The following is a 19,696-nucleotide window of genomic DNA, read 5'->3' on the forward strand; positions in this document are numbered from 1 at the left end:
GGCCAATTATGTCTGTAGAAAATGAACATCGCCTGCGTTTCAGAGATGCGATGGCGAGCCTGTCAGCCGCGGTGAATATCGTCACCACCGATGGTCCTGCCGGATGCTGTGGTATTACTGCCACTGCGGTATGTTCGATCACCGATACGCCGCCCACTCTGATGGTATGCATTAACCGAAGCAGTGCTATGAACTCAGTTTTTCAGGAAAATGGCCGCCTGTGTGTAAATGTCTTAAACCATGAGCAAGAATTGATGGCACGCCATTTTGCGGGTATGACCGGAGTCAGTATGGAAGAACGCTTTCGCTGGAATATCTGGCAAAAAGGTCCACTAGGTCAACCTGTGTTGACCGGCACCCTTGCCAGCCTTGAAGGTGAAATTGAGCAGGTTCAGGAAGTCGGCTCTCATAATGTGTATCTGGTTCAAATCAAGCATATTACAGTGAGCGCACAAGGCCACGGCCTGATCTATTTCAAGCGTAATTTCCGTCCGGTTATGCTGGAAACTGTCGCTGCCGCGGTTTAACCATCTGCTGATTAGGCTCTAAGCTGCTCCTCCAATATTCAGGCCAAAAACGGCCTGAATAGCCCTCTTTGCTTGCTCTATTCAGTTAACAATTCAACTAAATCCTCTTCCTAACCCTTTTTGATATTCACTTAATGAATATGCTGTTAAATTTTATACGCAATCTTTATGTTCGTGTGATCGACCATTGAGAACCTATTTTAACCCTATAATAACCTACCTCTCTCAATATTCACCCAAATAAAGTTCATAAAAACATAATCTTAGCGATACATCATTTCACAGGGATGTTAATTACCCTGCATTTCCAGGTGTATTCCAAGATAAATGATAACTAATCAGAGGTAATCAACTATGAATAAACCCGCTTCGCTCGGTTTATTACAACAACCCAAGCCGTTTTTCATGATCTTTTTCGTCGAGCTTTGGGAACGATTCGGCTACTACGGCGTACAAGGCATTCTTGCAGTTTATTTTGTCCAAAAATTAGGATTTTCTCAGGAACAGGCATTTACTACCTTCGGGGCATTCGCCGCGTTGGTTTATGGCCTTATCTCTATTGGTGGCTATGTCGGTGACCACTTACTTGGAACTAAACGAACCATTGTGTTAGGCGCTATCGTCCTGGCAGTGGGTTATTTTATGACTGGCCTCTCCATCCTGAAACCTGATTTAATTTTCTACGCATTAGGAACGATTGCCGTTGGTAACGGCCTGTTCAAAGCAAATCCAGCCAGCTTGCTGGCTAAATGCTATCCACCGAAAGATCCTCGTCTGGACGGGGCTTTTACTTTGTTCTACATGTCAATCAACATCGGCTCGCTGTTCTCACTCGCTATCGCGCCGGTTATTGCTGAAAAATTCGGCTATGCCGTTACCTACAATATTTGTGGTATTGGTCTGATTATTGCTTTATTGGTCTATATCTTCTGTCGCAATATGGTGCGTAATATTGGCTCTGAACCAGACCATCAACGAATCAACTATAAAAAACTGATACTGGTTTTAGCAGGAACTGTTGCAACGGTTTTCGCCTGTGCATGGCTGATGCACAATGTAAAAATTACTAATGTTGTTCTGATTGGATTGTCTGTGGTCGTGGTGTTTATCTTCTTCCGTGAAGCACTTAAGCAAGATAAAGTTAGCCGTAACAAAATGTTTGTCGCTTTCATTTTGATGCTTCAGGCTATTGTGTTCTTCATCCTGTATGCTCAGATGCCAACTTCTCTAAACTTCTTCGCAATCCATAACGTTCATCATCAGCTACTTGGTTTTAATATCAATCCGGTCAGTTTCCAGGCACTTAACCCATTCTGGATTGTTGTTGCCAGTCCAATACTGGCTATGCTGTATACGCATTGGGGTTCTAAAGGTAAAGACCTGACGATGCCGGCTAAGTTTACTGTGGGCATGCTCCTGTGCTCTTTAGGTTTCCTGACTGCCGCCGCTGCCGGTTTGTGGTTTGCTGATGAGCAAGGTTTGATTTCACCCTGGTTTATCGTTCTGGTTTATCTGTTCCAAAGCCTGGGTGAATTGATGATCAGTGCGCTGGGTCTGGCAATGGTTGCCGCTTTGGTTCCTCAGTATCTGATGGGCTTCATTCTGGGAATGTGGTACTTAACTCAAGCAACCTCATTCTTACTCGGTGGCTATGTGGCAGCCTTTACTGCGGCACCGAAAGGCATTACTGATCCACTGCAAACATTGCCAGTCTATACCAGCGTATTCGGCAAAATTGGTATTGCTACCTTTATTGTCGCGATCATCATGGCGATCACGGTGCCGTGGCTGAACCGTATGATGAATGAGAAACAAAAAGTATGATTTGTTCTAATTGACATCCTCCCCTTCCTGAAAGGAAGGGGCTTCCCACGAAAAGCATGGTGAATTGTCGTGTTTCTTGTCCAGCCGGTGTTGGTTCAGGAATACATTCGTTTGAACTGCGAGCATTGACAGTGTTTATACAGAGTATATACTTATTGTTTGTGTAAACAATGTTTATCAAGAGGTGAGTTATGGCTCAGATAGTTCACACGAAAATCCAACGTTGGGGAAATGGGTTGGGGCTGCGCGTTGCCGGTTTGATGAGGGATATTCCTCATTTCACACCAGACACTGAAATTGAAGTGGAGGTGTTTGAGGACGGTTTTACCGTTAAGAAAGCAAAGCTGGCACGACGTAAACTGCCTTACTCAGAGAGCGAATTACTGGAGGGGCTGACCTCAGACACTGTGCAGGTTGGGCTGCTGGCTACATTGTCTACATCCGAGGTTGATAATTAATGCCAAAAATATTTATCCCAGAGCGTAACGATATTATCTGGCTTGATTTTGAACCAACCAAAAGCAAAGAAATTGGCAAGTACCGGCCTGCATTAGTTCTGAGTAGTCAAGCTTATAACCAGCAAACCGGATTGCTGATTTGCAGCCCGATCAGCACCAGCATTCGTGGGGCCAAAACGGAAGTCCCTGTGAAAAATCTGGATGGGCCGTCCGTTGTTGCTTCAAGCTTGATCCAGACGTTGCCCTGGAAAGACAGAAAAGCACAATTTATTACCAAAGCAGAGGCTGGGATACTAAATGAAGTACTGCTGCGTTTACTTCCTTTAATTGGTGCAGATGCTTTAATCGAAAAATTAATGAATGATGACAAGCCATCCGAGTGATGGCTTTTGTTTGGTGTCACTTAATCTAATTGTTCTCTTCGCTCATCACAAAATATTAATCATTTTACTTTTTATAAAATACCATTCAAAACAATATTAAATTGCATTCGAAACTAATCATGTGGAATCCCTCACCGGCATTTTTGTAACAAGCAAGGAATTCCATCAGTCAGATATGAAGCATCTAGAGTTTAGTCGCTTTGAACATGACGAAAGGCGGGTAATATCGTAGACCTTCAGTATCCTTTGACGCATCAGCGTCACTGTGTTCAAAAAGCTCAATAGTTTGGAACCCGGCCTCGTTCAAGATTTTGTAATATGTATCTTTATGCCAATGCGTATCTGAAATCTTAAAAATATTTCCATTCGGCAGATCTAAATACACTGACTTGGTTTCTCCATCACTGTATTTCTTATTTGGATCACCGCTCATAAAAGAACTGAACTTAATCCCAGCGGAATCCGGATTGGTATCCAATACGTAAAAAATGCCACCAGGTTTTAATGTCCTGTGAATTTCCTTGGCGATTTTCAAAAGATCAGACTTTTCACTGTTAGTGACGAACACATAACAGCATATAGCTGCGTCGAAAGTATTATCATTGAAGTTCAGGACATCAGTTGTGATTTGATGATAAGAGCTATTGCCACGATTGATGTTGCTGGAAGCTTTATCCACCATGGTTTGTGAAATATCTACTCCCGTTACCGTCTTTATACCTCCAGCAATTAGCCGACGTGACACTTTCCCACCACCACAACCGTAATCAAGAACCGATACGTTTTGGCCCAAGCTCTCCTTAAGGTTCTCAATCAACGGCATGTACCCAAGTCTCTCCTCCAAATAATCATCATATTGATCGAATAAGTTTGCAGCCTCTTCATTCATCCAGTCAGTATTCATTTGTCATCTCATATTCATTTATGTGTAGTAATAACCAAAAAAGGACTAGATTTGCCTATTTCAGCCCGTTCAATAAAAAGATCTGTAAAATGGATGGACGCTTTCAATCAGCATATCAGGCACGCTCTCCCCGCTTAGGAAATAAATGTTCACTTTGAAGAGACGGAGAATTTCTATCCAGTACTCGTCTAGTGGAAGCTGATTTATATCGCTCAAAGACAATTCAGAGCGACGAATTTTCTTTTCGTACTCCAGAACCCTGGATACCACTGAAAAATCCGATTTAGGCATTACAGACAGTAAACATATTGGCTCAAATGTTTCAAATGGACGATCCAGTATGAATTGGACTTTCTCTTGAATTGAGCGTGTATTTTCTGGGTACATCATATTTAGCAATATTATTTTTTCTTTAAATTGATCACGCTCCTTCAGCCCCCATTGTGAAAAAAATTCAATATCAAAATGACACAAATACAACCATGTGTATATGGGCATTATCTATACATTGAGTTCAGTCACAATATTCATTCTTTTACAGGAGGTTTCTTGGATATATTACCATTATAAGAATAGTTTTAAAAAAATAATAACTACATTCATTGAAAATCATTACTTCATACAGAATGATATATAGTCGCGATAATTACTATAATGATACACCAAAAGAAAAAATGTTCACTAAATGTCATCTGACAATTGCCTAAAACTGGCCCCAAAAACGGGGACAGCAAACAATCGAAATAATCTCTTTTCTAATGGTTCTCTTCGCTCATCACAAAATATTAAGCATTCCACTTTTTATAAAACACCATTCAAAACAATAGTAACTATTTCTTTTACTTATCATTAATAAAAGCAATTATTATTAATATGATTATAAATTTTGTTATTGCATTACCACCGCCATTTAGAGAAACAATAGATAATAACGCTATGAAATAGTTAATAGCCTAATGATACCGTTTTACCTACCCGTTATTTTCAGCCTATTTCAGCCCGTTATCAGACGTCATATTTGCTGCCTTATTCTCATGAATATCAATAACTTTTCTATTGTATCCATGATACGCAGGGCAGCATAAATGTTTTATTTTTAACATCTAAAAGGAATAAACATGAGCACACTCACGCCAGAACGCCCTGAAATAACACAGCAGGAACAAAAAGCTAACCGACTGCATGAAGCGAGTATTCTCAAACGTGCCAATCCTCAATTACAAAATGCGGTACATCTTGCCATTACAGAGCCTCATGCTGATCAGCAAGGTTATAACAGTAAATTTGGTGGCCGCGCCAATCAGTATGTCGCTCCAGGTGCAGTTTCTTCCATGTTCTCTCCCGCCGCTTATCTGACTGAGCTTTATCGTCAGGCTCGCGGTTTACATGCAGATAATTCCGATTATCATCTGGATAAACGCCGACCTGATTTAAAATTACTGACACTCAGCCAGCAAAATATGGATGATGAAGTTTCTACACTTTCTCTATCTAATAAAGTGTTGCTGGAAGGGATTAAGACGCTGACCGGGTTGGAAGGTCATACTAATGTAATGAAAACGCTATCAACCTTCCGCACTTCTGGTTCAATGCCGTATCACGATGCTTATGAAAATGTGCGTAAAATTATTCAGTTGCAAGCTCCAGTATTTGAACAATTCAATGAGTCACCGAAAATCGCTGATCTGATGTATCAAACCTCCCTATTAGGAATTAATGCTTTTATCTCGCCTGAGTTGTTTAATATTTTGGTGGAGAAGATTACCGATGACGAAGAGGAAATTAAGAGGCTCTATGGGAAGAATTTTGGTGATATTGAACCTGCTCTGATGGCAACACCGGAAAAGCTGAAAAGTTATTATAATCTGACGGATGAAGAACTTAGCCAGTTTATTGATCAGCAAAAGATTAAACAAATATATGAGGAAATGCATTCCGAATATGGCGGCCCACAACCAGCGCAATACTATCTGCTTATACTCAATAAGATTATTCGTCTGTCCCAGGCAACAGGGCTGACACCAACAATCCTTAAAAGTATTATCTCTAGTAGCACCTATCAGGAGGTATCTATATCTCCAGAGGTAATCCTGGAAGCTGTAATCACCGTATACAATGAACTTAATGATGGACCGGATATTGACGCAGAGATATTAAAGAAAATCTCTCGTGTTAAATGCTATATGCAGCGTTACGGTATTGATGCTGAAACCGCACTGATACTGTGCAATGTACCCATTTCAGGAAACATCTATAGTGGTTCCCCCAGCCAATTGTTTAATCGCTTGTTTAATACCCCACCATTGGATGGTCAGAATTTTTCCACGTCGGATGAGGAAGAGATTGATTTAAATCTGGGTAGCACCAATGATTGGCGTAAAGCAGTGCTTAAACGTGCTTTTAATGTTGATGATGACTCATTAAAACGCCTGTTCAAGATTACCAATCGTAGCAACACTAATGGGAAAATAATCCATAGCGTAGAGAATCTTTCTTATCTCTATCTGGCCAAATTGTTGGCAGACATCCATCAATTGACAATTGATGAACTGGATTTACTGCTAGTTGCCATAGACGAAGGAACAACCCATTTATCTGGGATCAATGATGAAAATCTGGCTGCTCTGATTGACAAACTTTATGCCGTTACCCGCTGGCTACGCGCACGGAAGTGGGGTATGTACCAGTTGCTTGTGATGACCACCACTGACTATAACAAAACCCTGACTCCAGAAATCCAGAACCTGCTAGATACTGTCTACAATGGCTTACAGGGCTTTAACAGTGAAAATGAGGCGAATCTGCTGTTGAAAATGTCTCCTTATATCGCCGCCGCTCTGCAATTGCCGTCGGAAAATGTTGCTCACTATGTGCTCACCTGGGCAGATCAGCTAAAACCTAGCGCAGGAAAAGTAACAGCAGGAAAATTCTTGGGATGGTTGCAGGCTCTACGCGATCCAAAACAACCAAAATCCACTGTAACACAAGAGCAGGCTGTTCAATACTGCCAATGCCTGGCACAACTAGCGCTGATTTATCGTTCCACCGGCCTTAGCGAAAACACTTTACGTCTGTTTGTCACAAAACCACAACGCTTTGGCTTTACTGAAATAACAGCATCAACACACAATGCATTATCACTGATAAGGCTGACACGTTTTACTGACTGGGTTAACTCTCTGGGTGAAAGAGCCTCTTCTGTACTGACCGAATTTGAAAAGGAAACATTAGAGGCAAAACAGTTGGCTGATGCCATGAATCTTGATAAAAATCTACTGGGGCAAGCCAGTGCTCAAGCACAAGTGAATTTCTCCAACTGGATATCTCTCGACACCATCCTGCAATGGGTGCATACCGCGCATCAATTGAACATTTCTCCACAAGGCGTTTCCACACTGGCGCAAGTAATGACCGCAGAATCTCCCCCTGACTATACCCAATGGGAAAACGTCGCTGCAATATTAACCGCCGGACTGGACACCCAGCAGACCAACACCCTGCACGCTTTTCTGGATGAGTCTCGCAGTGCCGCATTGAGTAAGTACTATATCGGTAAAGTTGCTAATCAAAACCCAGCGATTAAAAACCGTGATGACCTGTACCAGTACTTATTGATCGATAACCAAGTTTCTGCTGCCATCAAAACCACGCCGATAGCTGAAGCTATCGCCAGCATCCAGCTATATGTCAACCGGGCATTGAAAAAGATGGAGGATGGTACAGTCACAAGTGTCATCTGCCACCCGTTCTTCACCAACTGGGATAAATACAACAAACGCTACAACACCTGGGCTGGCGTTTCTAAGCTCGTTTACTACCCCGAAAATTACATCGATCCGACCATGCGCATCGGGCAGACAAAAATGATGGATACGTTGCTGCAATCCATCAGCCAGAGTCAATTGAATACCGACACGGTAGAAAACGCCTTTATGTCTTATCTGACATCGTTCGAACAGGTAGCTAATCTGGAAGTCGTCAGCTCCTATCATGACAATACCAATAATACTCAAGGACTAACCTACTTCATCGGACACAGTAAAACCGAAGTTAATCAATATTACTGGCGTAAAGTGGATCACAATAAATTCAGCGACGGTAAATTCCCTGCCAACGCCTGGAGTGAGTGGTACAAAATTGACTGCCCGATAAATCCCTATAAAGGTACTATTCGCCCGGTAATCTTCCAATCCCGCCTGTATTTAATCTGGCTGGAGCAGAAAAAGGCTGTGAAGCAGACAGAAAATAATAATCAAACCGTCGAAGAAGATTATCATTATGAACTAAAATTGGCGCATATCCGTTATGACGGTACTTGGAATACACCAGTAACCTTTGATGTAAGTGACAAGATATTGACTGTTTTTAAAATATTGACGCCATTAGAACAATCGAACGCATTGGCGTTGTTGGAACAATTGAAAAAATACCAAAAACAATTAGAAGAGGAACTCAAAAAGGCAATCGAGCAAAAACAAAATGATCTAAAGCGAATGGAAAAAGATTGGATGGAGGGACGAAAGCCAATGCCGCCACTAAGGCCACTCCTGAATCCACCAGAGCCACAAGAACCATTGAATCTATTAGAAAAACTATTGAAAGAATGGAAAGATCACCTAGAGGATTGGGGTAATCAGAAACAATCGTTAACACAGGTAGAAGTATGGAAAGAATTGAAAAAACTGAATCAACAAGAGATACAACAACTAGATCCGTCACTAGGATTCTATTGTACAAATCATCAAGATACTAAGTTACTGGTGATATTTTATCAAAAGCAGGATGCTCAGAATAAATACACAACAGAAGAACCAATAAAAGGGCTACATATCTCCTCAAATATGTTATTTGAAGATACCAATCCTGGAGATTATATAACTCACATTCGTAAACAGTTTGATACCAATACTGAAGCCAATTGCATCATAAAGGTTACTAATCAGTATGAAATCTCTTCATCAGCAGAAATGGATAACAATAATATCCTGACTTTTCATCATGATGCAAACGGGGCGCAATATATGCAATGGGAAGCCCATCGTACTCGTCTTAATACTCTGTTTGCCCGTAAATTAATTAGCCGCGCCACTGTTGGAATCGATACTATTCTGAATATAGAGACCCAGAATATTCAGGAGCCTACTTTATGGAATGATAATTTTACTGCAACATTACCAATATATAGCCCACTTCTTCACGGTAACAGCAAAAATATCACAATAATGTTAGGCAATGATATCGAAAAACCTGACGAAAAAAATATCATTTATCAAGGGGAATTAAAGGATGAAATTCAATTAATTGATCTTTCTAAAACTTATATATCCGTAATAAATGGTAGTAATAGTACTAAGCCAGGAAATGAGCAGAAGAGTGGCGACTGTTGGATTTATTTATTTGTAAAATATTCTGAAAAGCCAATATACATTGGAGAGTTTTGGTTTATTAATAAAACTAATTTTCAAGGTTATTATCCAAAAGTTTATATGGAACGTATTGATCTTATTGATTATCTAAAAGGTTATATGGAAAATATTTTTCCTATTTTTACAGAAAATAAATTGGGAACCGAACCCATGGATTTCAGCGGTGCCAATAGTCTCTATTTCTGGGAACTGTTCTACTATACCCCGATGTTGATTGCTCAACGTTTGCTGCACGAACAAAACTTCGATGAAGCTAATCGCTGGCTGAAATATATCTGGAATCCGTCTGGTTATATTAAGCACGGTCAGATTCAGCATGACAACTGGAACGTTCGCCCGTTGCTGGAAGATACCAGTTGGAACGATGATCCATTAAATTCAGTCGATCCTGATGCTGTAGCACAATATGATCCAATGCATTACAAAGTCGCTACTTTTATGCGCACCCTTGATCTGTTGCTGGACCGTGGAGATTATGCCTATCGTCAGTTAGAACGAGACACGCTTAACGAAGCTAAGATGTGGTATATGCAAGCACTGCATCTGTTAGGTGATAAACCTCATCTATCGTTCAGTTCAGAGTGGAGCAAACCAAGTTTAGGTGACGCTGCCAGAACGGAAAAACAAGAGCAACACGCCCAAGCAATAACCTCCCTACGACAAGGTGATGTTAGTCGGCACAACAACCCGACAGATCTTTTCTTGCCACAGATCAATGAAGTGATGCAAAACTACTGGCAGAAACTGGAACAACGGCTGTACAACCTGCGCCATAACCTCTCCATTGACGGTCAACCGCTACATCTGCCTATTTACGCTACACCGGCAGATCCAAAAGCATTACTTAGCGCCGCTGTCGCCAACTCCCAAGGTAGCTCAGCTCTCTCACAACCATTTATGTCACTGTGGCGTTTCCCACACATGCTGGAAAACGCACGCGGTATGGTGAATCAGCTCACTCAATTCGGCTCCACGTTACAAAATATTATCGAACGTCAAGATGCTGAAGCCTTAAATGTCCTGCTACAAAATCAGGCAAAAGAGCTGATATTGACCAATATGAGCATACAGAACAAAACCATTGAAGAGCTGGATGCTGAAAAAACCGTACTGGAGAAATCCAAAACCGGGGCGCAATCACGCTTTGACAGCTACAGCAAGCTCTATGATGAAAATATCAATGCGGGTGAACATCAAGCGCTGGATATGAGAGTAGCTTCCCACAGTATGACAAGCGGCTTGAAAAGTCTGCATATGGCGGCAGCGGCACTGGATATGGTACCGAATATCTACGGCCTGGCTGTCGGGGGATCACACTATGGTGCTATCGCCAATGCGATTGCTATTGGTGGTGGCATTGCCGCAGACGGTTTATTGATTGAAGCCGATAAAGTCTCGCAATCTGAAATATGGCGCCGCCGCCGTCAGGAATGGGAAATTCAGCGTAATAATGCACAAACCGAGCTGAAACAAATCGACGCCCAACTTGGTTCGCTGGCAGTGCGCCGTGAAGCCGCAGTATTGCAGAAAACCAGCCTGAAAACCCAGCAGGAACAAACCCACGCACAATTGACCTTCCTACAACGTAAGTTCAGCAATCAGGCGCTGTACAACTGGCTGCGTGGTCGACTGGCCGCCATTTACTTCCAGTTCTACGATTTGGCAATATCGCGTTGTCTGATGGCCGAAATGGCCTATCGTTGGGAAACTAATGATAAATCTGTCCACTTTATTAAGCCCGGTGCCTGGCAAGGAACCCATGCCGGTCTGCTCGCAGGTGAAACCTTAATGTTGAATCTGGCACAGATGGAAGATGCACATCTGAAGTGGGATAAACGCGCTCTGGAAGTGGAACGTACTGTTTCATTAGCGGACGTTTATACGGAGCCTAATCAAGATAGAATTGATTTTCCAGTAAAAATCACCGACTTATTCGAAAAAATTAAAGATAAATTGGGAAATGACAATAATGGCATCCGTCTCAATGACAATAAATTGATAGCCACAGTCAATCTTGCCAGTTTGAACATTCGGGAAGATTACCCGGCATCTGTTGGTGAAACCCGACGCATCAAGCAGATCAGTGTCACCTTGCCAGTCCTATTAGGACCATACCAGGATGTACAAGCCATTCTGTCCTACGGAGGAAGTGAAACCGGGCTAGCCGAAAGCTGCAAATCACTGGCAGTTTCCCATGGAATGAATGACAGCGGCCAATTCCAACTGGATTTCAACAATGGTAAATTCCTGCCGTTTGAAGGGATTGCGATTAATGATACGGGTACATTGACATTGAGTTTCCCAAATGCTGACAAACAGAAAACCATGTTACAAACCCTAAGTGACATCATTCTGCATATTCGCTATACCATTCGTTAATAAACATTTCAATCAAATGTTAAAGACAGGCCCCTAAACGGGGCCTGAATCTTTCACGAATAGACACGACACCCACAGTCCACTTTCTTATCTGTCTAGTGCTCGTTATAACAGAGATATCTTCTTTTCTAATGAGTCCCATTGCCTACTATAAAATATCAACCCTCTTCTTTTTCATAGTATGCTATATGTAACAAAGGTAATTATTTCTTATCGTTATTGTTAATAACATATATTGCTTACCATGTGATTATAAATTTTGTTATTGCATCTCAATAGCCATTTAAATAAATAATAACATCATGAAATAGTTGATGGTTGAACGGTGATTTTTATTTGACTGTTCTTTTCAACCTAATTTCAGACCGCTATCAAACGTTACATGTGTTGCCTTTACTTTGATGGATATAAATAACCTTATTCATATCCACGATATATAGGTCAGCATAAATGTTTTGTAGACTCAACATTTAAAAGGAAATAAGCATGAACACACTCAAGACAGAATATCAACAAGCATTAGGAGAGGATTTTACTTCTCTGACCGATATTTGCCACCTCTCTTTTGATGAACTTCGCAAAAAAGTGAAGGACAAACTCTCGTGGTCACAGACCCAGAGCTTATATCTTGAAGCACAACAGGTGCAAAAGGATAATCGCCTACATGAAGCCCGCATTCTCAAACGCGCCAATCCTCAGTTACAAAATGCAGTACATCTTGCCCTGACCAAACCTCATACTGACCAGCAAGGTTATAATAGCAAATTTGGCAATCGCGCTAGTCAGTATGCAGCCCCTGGCGCAATTTCTTCTATGTTTTCTCCCGCGGCTTACCTAACTGAGCTTTATCGTCAGGCACGGGATTTACATGCCGAAAATTCTATTTATCATCTGGATACTCGCCGCCCAGATCTAAAATCATTGGTACTCAGCCAGAAAAATATGGATTCAGAGATTTCCACACTTTCTCTGTCTAATGACATGTTGCTAAAGGGTATTAAGACTCAGTCTGATTTAGACAACCACGCTAAAGTGATGGAAAAATTATCTACTTTCCGCACTTCTGGCTCTCTGCCGTATCACGAAGCTTATGAAAGCATACGTAAGATTATTCAATTACAAGCTCCGGTGTTTGAACAATCCAGTACATTAACAGATACGCCAATCACCAAACTGATGAATCAAACCTCCTTGCTGGGGATTAATGCCTCTGTCTCACCAGAGCTGTTTACTATTCTGACGGAAAAGATAAAACCAGCAACCAATGCTGATAACACTGAGAAACTAAAAGAACTTTATAAGAAAAACTTTGGTGAAATTAAATCTCTTCGGATGGTAAGGGCAGAATACCTGAAAAGTTATTATAATCTGACAGATAAAGAACTTAACCAGTTTAGTAAAAAGATTAAACAAATAGATAGCCTGTGGAATATGGGAGACGAGATTACCCAATACTATCTGTTGAAATTCAATAAAGCTATTAATCTGTCTCGAGCAACCGAACTATCGCCCACAATCCTTAACCACATTGCCATCGATATCCTTAAAAAAACACCTCCAGAAGATGACTCTGACAACCCTTTTAAGGACGACCCTGATTACCTTGAAAGCTTTAAAGACCTTGACCTTAGTGACGAACCAGATATAGATGAAGATGTATTAAAAGAAGCCTTTCGTGTTAAATACTATATGCAACGTTACGGTATTGATGCTGAAACTACACTAATACTGTGCAAAGCACCTATTTCAGAAAACTCTTCTCATCCCAATCTAACCAAATTACTGGCAGACATCCATCAGTTAACCATTGATGAATTGAATTTACTGTTGGAAACCATAGGTGAAGGAACAACCAATTTATCTGAGATTACTCATGACAATCTAGCTGCTCTAATTGACAAACTCTATGCCGTCACTGGCTGGCTACGTACACAGAAGTGGAGTATCTATCAGTTATTTGTGATGACCACCACTGACTATGATAAAACCCTGACACCGGAAATCCGGAACTTACTGGATACTGTATATAACGGTCTGCAAGATTTTGACAAGAAAATACTAAAAGCCAAAGAGGAGCTAAAAAAAGCGGAAGAAAGCCTGCCAAAATCGGAAGAAAATTTAAAGAAAGCCAAAGAGAATCTGAAAGAGGCCGAGGAGAATCTGAAGAAAGCATTATCTCCTTATATAGCCGCCGCTCTGCAATTGCCATCTGAGAATATTGCTCTCTCCGTGCTGGCTTGGGCAGATAAACTAAACTCTGGCAAAGAAAACAGGATGACGGCAGATTCATTCTGGAACTGGTTGCGGAAAAACCCCATTGAAACTCAATCGAAAACAACTGAAGCAACTGAAAAAAATACACTAATTCAACAGGCTGTCCAGTACTGCCAATGTCTGGCACAACTAGCGTTGATTTACCGTTCCACCGGCCTTAACGAAAATACCTTAAGTCTGTTTGTAGAAAACCCTCAATACTTTGTTATTAAAACCGAGGCGACACCAGCAACACCAAAACATGATGTATTAACACTGACAACACTAACGCGTTTTACTGACTGGGTTAACTCACTAGGTGAAAACGCCTCTTCTGTACTGACTGAATTTAAAAATGGAACATTAACGGCGAAACAACTGGCTAACGCCATGAATCTTGATGAAAATCTGCTGTCGCAAGACAAACCTACTGAACAAGGCAACGATATCGGGGCTGGGACCGGAGCAAAGATAAACAATACCTTCGTCGATTGGATCTCTATCGACACTCGCCTGCAATGGGTTAGCATAGCGCGTCAATTGAATATCTCTCTACAAAACGCTTTATATCTGAATGAATTACTCACTAAAGGCTCTCCTACCGTTTATAGCAAGTGGGAAAATACAGCAGCAGCATTAATCGCCGGATTGGATACTCAAAAATCCAATACTCTGCATGCGTTTCTGGATGAGTCTCGTAGTACCGCATTAAGTGCATACTATATTTATGCTCATAACCAAAAAGATCTACAAAATAGAAAAGAGGCTGTAATTAAAAACCGTGATGATCTATATCAGTACTTATTGATTGATAACCAAGTTTCCGCCGCTATCAAAACCACAGAGATTGCCGAAGCCATCGCCAGTATTCAACTGTATGTGAACCGAGCATTAAAAAATATGGAGGGAGATACTGTTACAAGCGTCACTAGCCGCTCATTCTTCACCAACTGGGATAAATACAACAAACGCTACAGCACCTGGGCTGGAATATCTAAGCTTGATTACTATCCTGAAAATTACATCGATCCGACACTACGTATCGGACAGACAAAAATGATGGATGCACTGCTGCAATCCATCAGCCAGAGCCAATTGAATACCGATACAGTAGAAGACGCCTTTAAATCTTATCTAACGTCATTCGAACAGGTCGCTAATCTGGAAGTTATCAGCGCCTATCATGACAACATTAATAATGACCAAGGATTAACCTATTTTATCGGACACAGTAAAACAGACGTTAATCAATATTATTGGCGCAGTGTGGATCACAGTAAATTCAGCAACGGTAAATTCCCCGCTAATGCCTGGAGTGAGTGGCACAAAATTGACTGCCCGATTAACCCATACCAAGACACTATCCGCCCGGTAATCTACCAATCCCGTTTGTATATAATCTGGCTGGAAGAAAAAAGGATTGCTACACATGAAAGTGGTAAAACGACCGAGAGTTTCCGTTATGAACTGAAACTGGCGCATATTCGCTATGACGGCACCTGGAACACGCCAATCACCTTTGATGTGAATGACAAAATATCTACTTTAGGATTGCAAAATAAAGCACCTGGACTTTACTGCTCAAGCTTTCAAGGCAAAGATAAATTGCTGGTTATGTTTTATCAAAAACAGTCCGAACAGGCAGATTATACACGGGCTACTATGCAAGGGTTATATATCTCCTCTAATATGTCACAAGAAAAGATGGAGCCTGATAATTATAAAACTAATATCTATAAACAGCTTGATACCGGTACTGCAACCAAAAGTGTTATAAGAGTAAATAACCGCTATGCAGAAAGCTACGAAATCCCTTCATCAGTAAACAGTAATAATGGTTATGATTGGGGAGAGGGCTACTTGAGTATGGTGTATGGTGGGAATATTTCAGTTACCCGTTCCAAAGAAAGTGATTTAAAAATCCAAATCTCCCCAAAGTTAAGGATCATTCACAATGGATATGAGGGTCGCCAACGTAATCAATGCAATCTAATGAAGAAATACGGTAAGCCAGGTGATGAATTTATTATTTATACCACGCTAGGTATTAATCCAAATAATTTATCAAATAAAAAATTCATCTATCCTGTTTATCAATATAAGGGAAATGTCAGCAATCTTAGTCAAGGAAGACTCCTGTTTTATCGAGATAGTACGACTAACTTTGCAAGAGCTTGGTTCCCTAACCTTCCCTCTGCCTCACAAGAAATGTCCACATCCACCGGTGGTAGTATTAGTGGTAATTATGGTTATATTGAGAATAAACATAGTGATAACAATCCATTCGAAAAATATTTCTATATGGATGACCACGGCGGTATTGATACCGATGTTTCAGGACCAATGTTTATTAATACAAACATTCAGCCTTTAAACGTTACAATAACAGTGAAAAAAGTGAATGAGAAGGATAAGTTAGAAAGTAAGACATATACAGCGCATGACAACGTTTCAGTTAAACCACCACTCAGCTTCGAAGAAATGTGTTATCAATTTAATGGCCTCGAAGAAATAGATGTCTCCACACTGGTATTTAAAAATAATGAAGCAAGTATTGATATCAGCTTTACAGCATCTGCTGATGCATTTAAAAATGGTCAGGAAAAACGTAATCTAGGTGAAGAACATTTCAACATTCGTGTTATCAAAAAAGCGAATGCTGATGATGTCCTGACCCTTCACCATGATGCAAACGGGGCACAATATATGCAGTGGGGAGTTTATCGTACTCGCCTTAATACCCTGTTTGCCCGTAAATTGATCAGCCGCGCCACTGCGGGTATCGATACTATTTTAAGTATGGAAACTCAGAATATCCAGGAGCCCAAACTAGGGGAAGGATTCTTCGCTAATTTCACGCTTCCTAAATACAATCCGACAACACATGGTGATGAGCGTTGGTTTAAGCTTCATGTCAAATATCTAGCTGATAGTAATTCATATACTATTTATTCAGGCCAACTCGGCGATACAAGTATAAGCATTACATTATTTATCCCTATTATTATACTCCCCAATAATCTTCCTGAAGTTATTATAGAGCCGGTGGTTCCGAATCCTAATAATAGAGGGATTCCCGTGATTCAGCCAGGTCCTGATTATCACGCCAAGGTTTATATGACCTTTAAAAACAAAGATTCAGATTCAGAAGACCATTCTTGGGACTCTTGCTTTATTAAAGATGCTAAAAGTCAGGTAATAAAAAATCCTAAATGCACCTCATCTCATTTCGAGAACGCCAATGTTCTGAATGATATTAGCAGCGAACCCATGGATTTCAGCGGTGCCAATAGTCTCTATTTCTGGGAGCTGTTCTACTATACCCCGATGTTGATTGCTCAACGTTTGCTGCACGAGCAAAACTTCGATGAGGCTAACCGTTGGCTGAAATATGTCTGGAACCCATCTGGTTATATTAAGCATGCTCAGATTCAAGATTACCACTGGAATGTTCGCCCATTGCAGGAAGATACCAGCTGGAACGATGACCCTCTGGATTCGGTCGATCCTGACGCTGTAGCGCAACATGACCCAATGCACTATAAAGTCGCCACATTTATGCGCACCCTTGATCTACTTATAGCACATGGAGACTATGCCTATCGTCAGCTAGAACGGGACACCCTCAACGAAGCAAAAATGTGGTATATGCAAGCACTGCATCTATTAGGTGATAAACCTCATTTATCACTCAGTACAACATGGAGTGAACCACGCTTAGATAATGCCGCCAGTACTGATAGACAAAAGGGACATTCCTGTGCAATAGCCGACCTGCGACAAGGTAAGTCTACAGACAGCAGCAAGACAGATCTTTTCCTGCCACAAATCAACGAAGACATGTTGAGCTATTGGCAGACACTGGAACAACGGCTATACAACCTGCGTCATAATCTCTCTATCGACGGTCAGCCCTTGCATCTGCCTATTTACGCCACACCGGCAGACCCAAAAGCGTTACTCAGCGCTGCGGTTGCCAGCTCACAGGGCGGAAGCAGTCTACCGACATCATTTATGTCACTGTGGCGTTTCCCACACATGCTGGAAAACGCACGCGGCATGGTAAACCAGCTCATTCAATTCGGCTCCACGTTACAAAATATTATCGAACGTCAGGATGCTGAGGCATTAAATACGCTGTTACAGAATCAGGCGGCAGAACTGATATTGACCAATCTCAGCGTACAAGACAAAACCATTGAAGAGTTGGATGCTGAAAAAACTGTGCTGGAAAAAACACGCCTGGGAGCACAATCACGCTTTAACATCTACAGCAAATTATATGATGAAAATATCAACGCTGGTGAACATCAAGCGCTGGATATGAGAGTGGCTTCCCAAAGTATTACAACTGGATTGAAAGGCCTACACATGGCTGCCGCTGCGCTGGATATGGTACCGAATATCTACGGCCTGGCTGTCGGGGGATCACACTATGGTGCTATCGCCAATGCGATTGCTATTGGTGGTGGCATTGCCGCAGACGGTTTATTGATTGAAGCCGATAAAGTCTCGCAATCTGAAATATGGCGACGCCGCCGTCAGGAATGGGAAATCCAGCGTAATAATGCCGAAGCCGAGCTGAAACAAATTGATGCTCAACTCAGTTCACTGACAATACGCCGAGAAGCCGCGGTATTGCAGAAAACCAGCCTGAAAACCCAACAAGAGCAGACTCATGCACAACTGACCTTCCTGCAACGTAAGTTCAGTAATCAGGCTTTGTTCAACTGGTTACGTGGCCGACTAGCCTCCATTTACTTCCAGTTCTACGATTTGGCGGTATCGCGTTGTCTGATGGCTGAAATGGCCTATCGCTGGGAGACTAATGAAACTACTACAAACTTCATTAAGCCTGGTGCCTGGCAGGGAACCCATGCCGGTCTGCTCGCGGGTGAAGCCTTGATGCTAAATCTGGCACAGATGGAAGATGCCCATTTGAGACAGGATCAACGCGTATTGGAGGTAGAACGCACCGTTTCGCTGGCCGAAATCTATAAAGATGATAAAGGTCAATTTTCCCTGACTGAGAAAATTGCAAAACTGGTGAAGGATGGATCAGGCAGTGCCAGTAGCGGGAATAATAGCTTGAAGTTTGGTACAGGAAATGCCCAAACCTCACTACAAGCGTCCATTTCGTTGGCTGATTTGCAAATCCGTAAAGACTACCCGGAGGACAGTGGTGTAGGCAACGTTCGACGTATTAAACAGATCAGCGTCACCCTGCCGGCTCTGTTAGGGCCATATCAAGATGTGCAGGCGATATTGTCCTACGGCGATAAAACAGGATTAGCCAAAGGCTGTGAAGCATTGGCTGTTTCCCACGGCATGAATGACAGCGGTCAGTTCCAGCTTGATTTCAACGATGGCAAATTCCTGCCGTTTGAAGGGATTGACGTTGATCAAGGCACATTAACGCTGAGCTTCCCGAATGCGACTCACAAACCCGATGAATCCGAGAAACCTGGCAAACAACAAGCCATGCTGGAGAGTCTAAGCGACATAATTCTGCATATTCGCTACACCATTCGCCAATAACTAT

8 protein-coding genes are annotated in these 19,696 nt (G+C 41.7%); 6 read left to right on the plus strand and 2 right to left on the minus strand.

Going from position 1 to position 19,696, the window contains the following annotated elements; translation table 11 throughout:
• Nucleotides 1–8: 8 nt before the first annotated feature.
• The 4 genes from hpaC to ACGF63_RS08465 all read left to right on the plus strand — a co-directional run bounded on the left by hpaC (nucleotide 9) and on the right by ACGF63_RS08465 (nucleotide 3,192).
• Nucleotides 9–527 (plus strand): 4-hydroxyphenylacetate 3-monooxygenase, reductase component, encoded by a 519-nt coding sequence (hpaC, locus tag ACGF63_RS08450; protein ID WP_152963061.1) that lies wholly within the window; start codon nucleotides 9–11, stop codon nucleotides 525–527.
• 354 nt (nucleotides 528–881) lie between these two features.
• Nucleotides 882–2,351 carry a dipeptide/tripeptide permease DtpB gene (dtpB, locus tag ACGF63_RS08455; protein WP_387630075.1) on the plus strand — a complete coding sequence of 490 codons (1,470 nt, stop codon included), beginning with the start codon at nucleotides 882–884 and terminating at the stop codon, nucleotides 2,349–2,351.
• A 191-nt stretch (nucleotides 2,352–2,542) separates the two neighbouring features.
• Nucleotides 2,543–2,809: a hypothetical protein gene (locus tag ACGF63_RS08460; RefSeq protein ID WP_152963063.1), complete on the plus strand. Its 267-nt coding sequence runs from the start codon at nucleotides 2,543–2,545 to the stop codon at nucleotides 2,807–2,809.
• Entirely contained in the window at nucleotides 2,809–3,192 is a 384-nt protein-coding gene (locus tag ACGF63_RS08465; protein WP_387630078.1) for a type II toxin-antitoxin system PemK/MazF family toxin, read from the plus strand. The genes ACGF63_RS08460 and ACGF63_RS08465 overlap by 1 nt, the downstream gene beginning before the upstream one ends.
• Nucleotides 3,193–3,376: 184 nt before the next feature.
• Here ACGF63_RS08465 and ACGF63_RS08470 read toward each other — a convergent pair whose 3' ends face one another.
• Together ACGF63_RS08470 and ACGF63_RS08475 are read right to left on the minus strand one after the other, a co-directional pair.
• Nucleotides 3,377–4,096 carry a class I SAM-dependent methyltransferase gene (locus ACGF63_RS08470; protein WP_152963064.1) on the minus strand — a complete coding sequence of 240 codons (720 nt, stop codon included), beginning with the start codon at nucleotides 4,094–4,096 and terminating at the stop codon, nucleotides 3,377–3,379.
• Between the two features lie 69 nt (nucleotides 4,097–4,165).
• The gene (locus ACGF63_RS08475; RefSeq protein WP_152963065.1) at nucleotides 4,166–4,594 is read right to left on the minus strand and encodes a hypothetical protein; all 429 of its coding nucleotides are present in this window, start codon (nucleotides 4,592–4,594) and stop codon (nucleotides 4,166–4,168) included.
• Between the two features lie 620 nt (nucleotides 4,595–5,214).
• Between ACGF63_RS08475 and ACGF63_RS08480 the strand changes: the two genes are divergently transcribed.
• A complete protein-coding gene (locus ACGF63_RS08480; RefSeq protein WP_387630082.1) occupies nucleotides 5,215–11,901 on the plus strand; it encodes a neuraminidase-like domain-containing protein in 6,687 nt (2,228 codons plus the stop codon).
• Between the two features lie 486 nt (nucleotides 11,902–12,387).
• Entirely contained in the window at nucleotides 12,388–19,692 is a 7,305-nt protein-coding gene (locus tag ACGF63_RS08485) for a neuraminidase-like domain-containing protein (protein WP_387630085.1), read from the plus strand.
• Nucleotides 19,693–19,696 lie beyond the last annotated feature (4 nt).

It is taken from the genome of Photorhabdus sp. RM322S (assembly GCF_042879395.1).
GTDB lineage: Bacteria > Pseudomonadota > Gammaproteobacteria > Enterobacterales > Enterobacteriaceae > Photorhabdus > Photorhabdus khanii.

Coding starts and splice junctions, on each gene's coding strand:
- ACGF63_RS08475 (WP_152963065.1), bottom strand. CDS start 4,594: ATGCCCATATACACATGGTTGTATTTGTGTCATTTTGATATTGAATTT.
- hpaC (WP_152963061.1), top strand. CDS start 9: ATGTCTGTAGAAAATGAACATCGCCTGCGTTTCAGAGATGCGATGGCG.
- ACGF63_RS08470 (WP_152963064.1), bottom strand. CDS start 4,096: ATGAATACTGACTGGATGAATGAAGAGGCTGCAAACTTATTCGATCAA.
- ACGF63_RS08465 (WP_387630078.1), top strand. CDS start 2,809: ATGCCAAAAATATTTATCCCAGAGCGTAACGATATTATCTGGCTTGAT.
- dtpB (WP_387630075.1), top strand. CDS start 882: ATGAATAAACCCGCTTCGCTCGGTTTATTACAACAACCCAAGCCGTTT.
- ACGF63_RS08460 (WP_152963063.1), top strand. CDS start 2,543: ATGGCTCAGATAGTTCACACGAAAATCCAACGTTGGGGAAATGGGTTG.
- ACGF63_RS08480 (WP_387630082.1), top strand. CDS start 5,215: ATGAGCACACTCACGCCAGAACGCCCTGAAATAACACAGCAGGAACAA.
- ACGF63_RS08485 (WP_387630085.1), top strand. CDS start 12,388: ATGAACACACTCAAGACAGAATATCAACAAGCATTAGGAGAGGATTTT.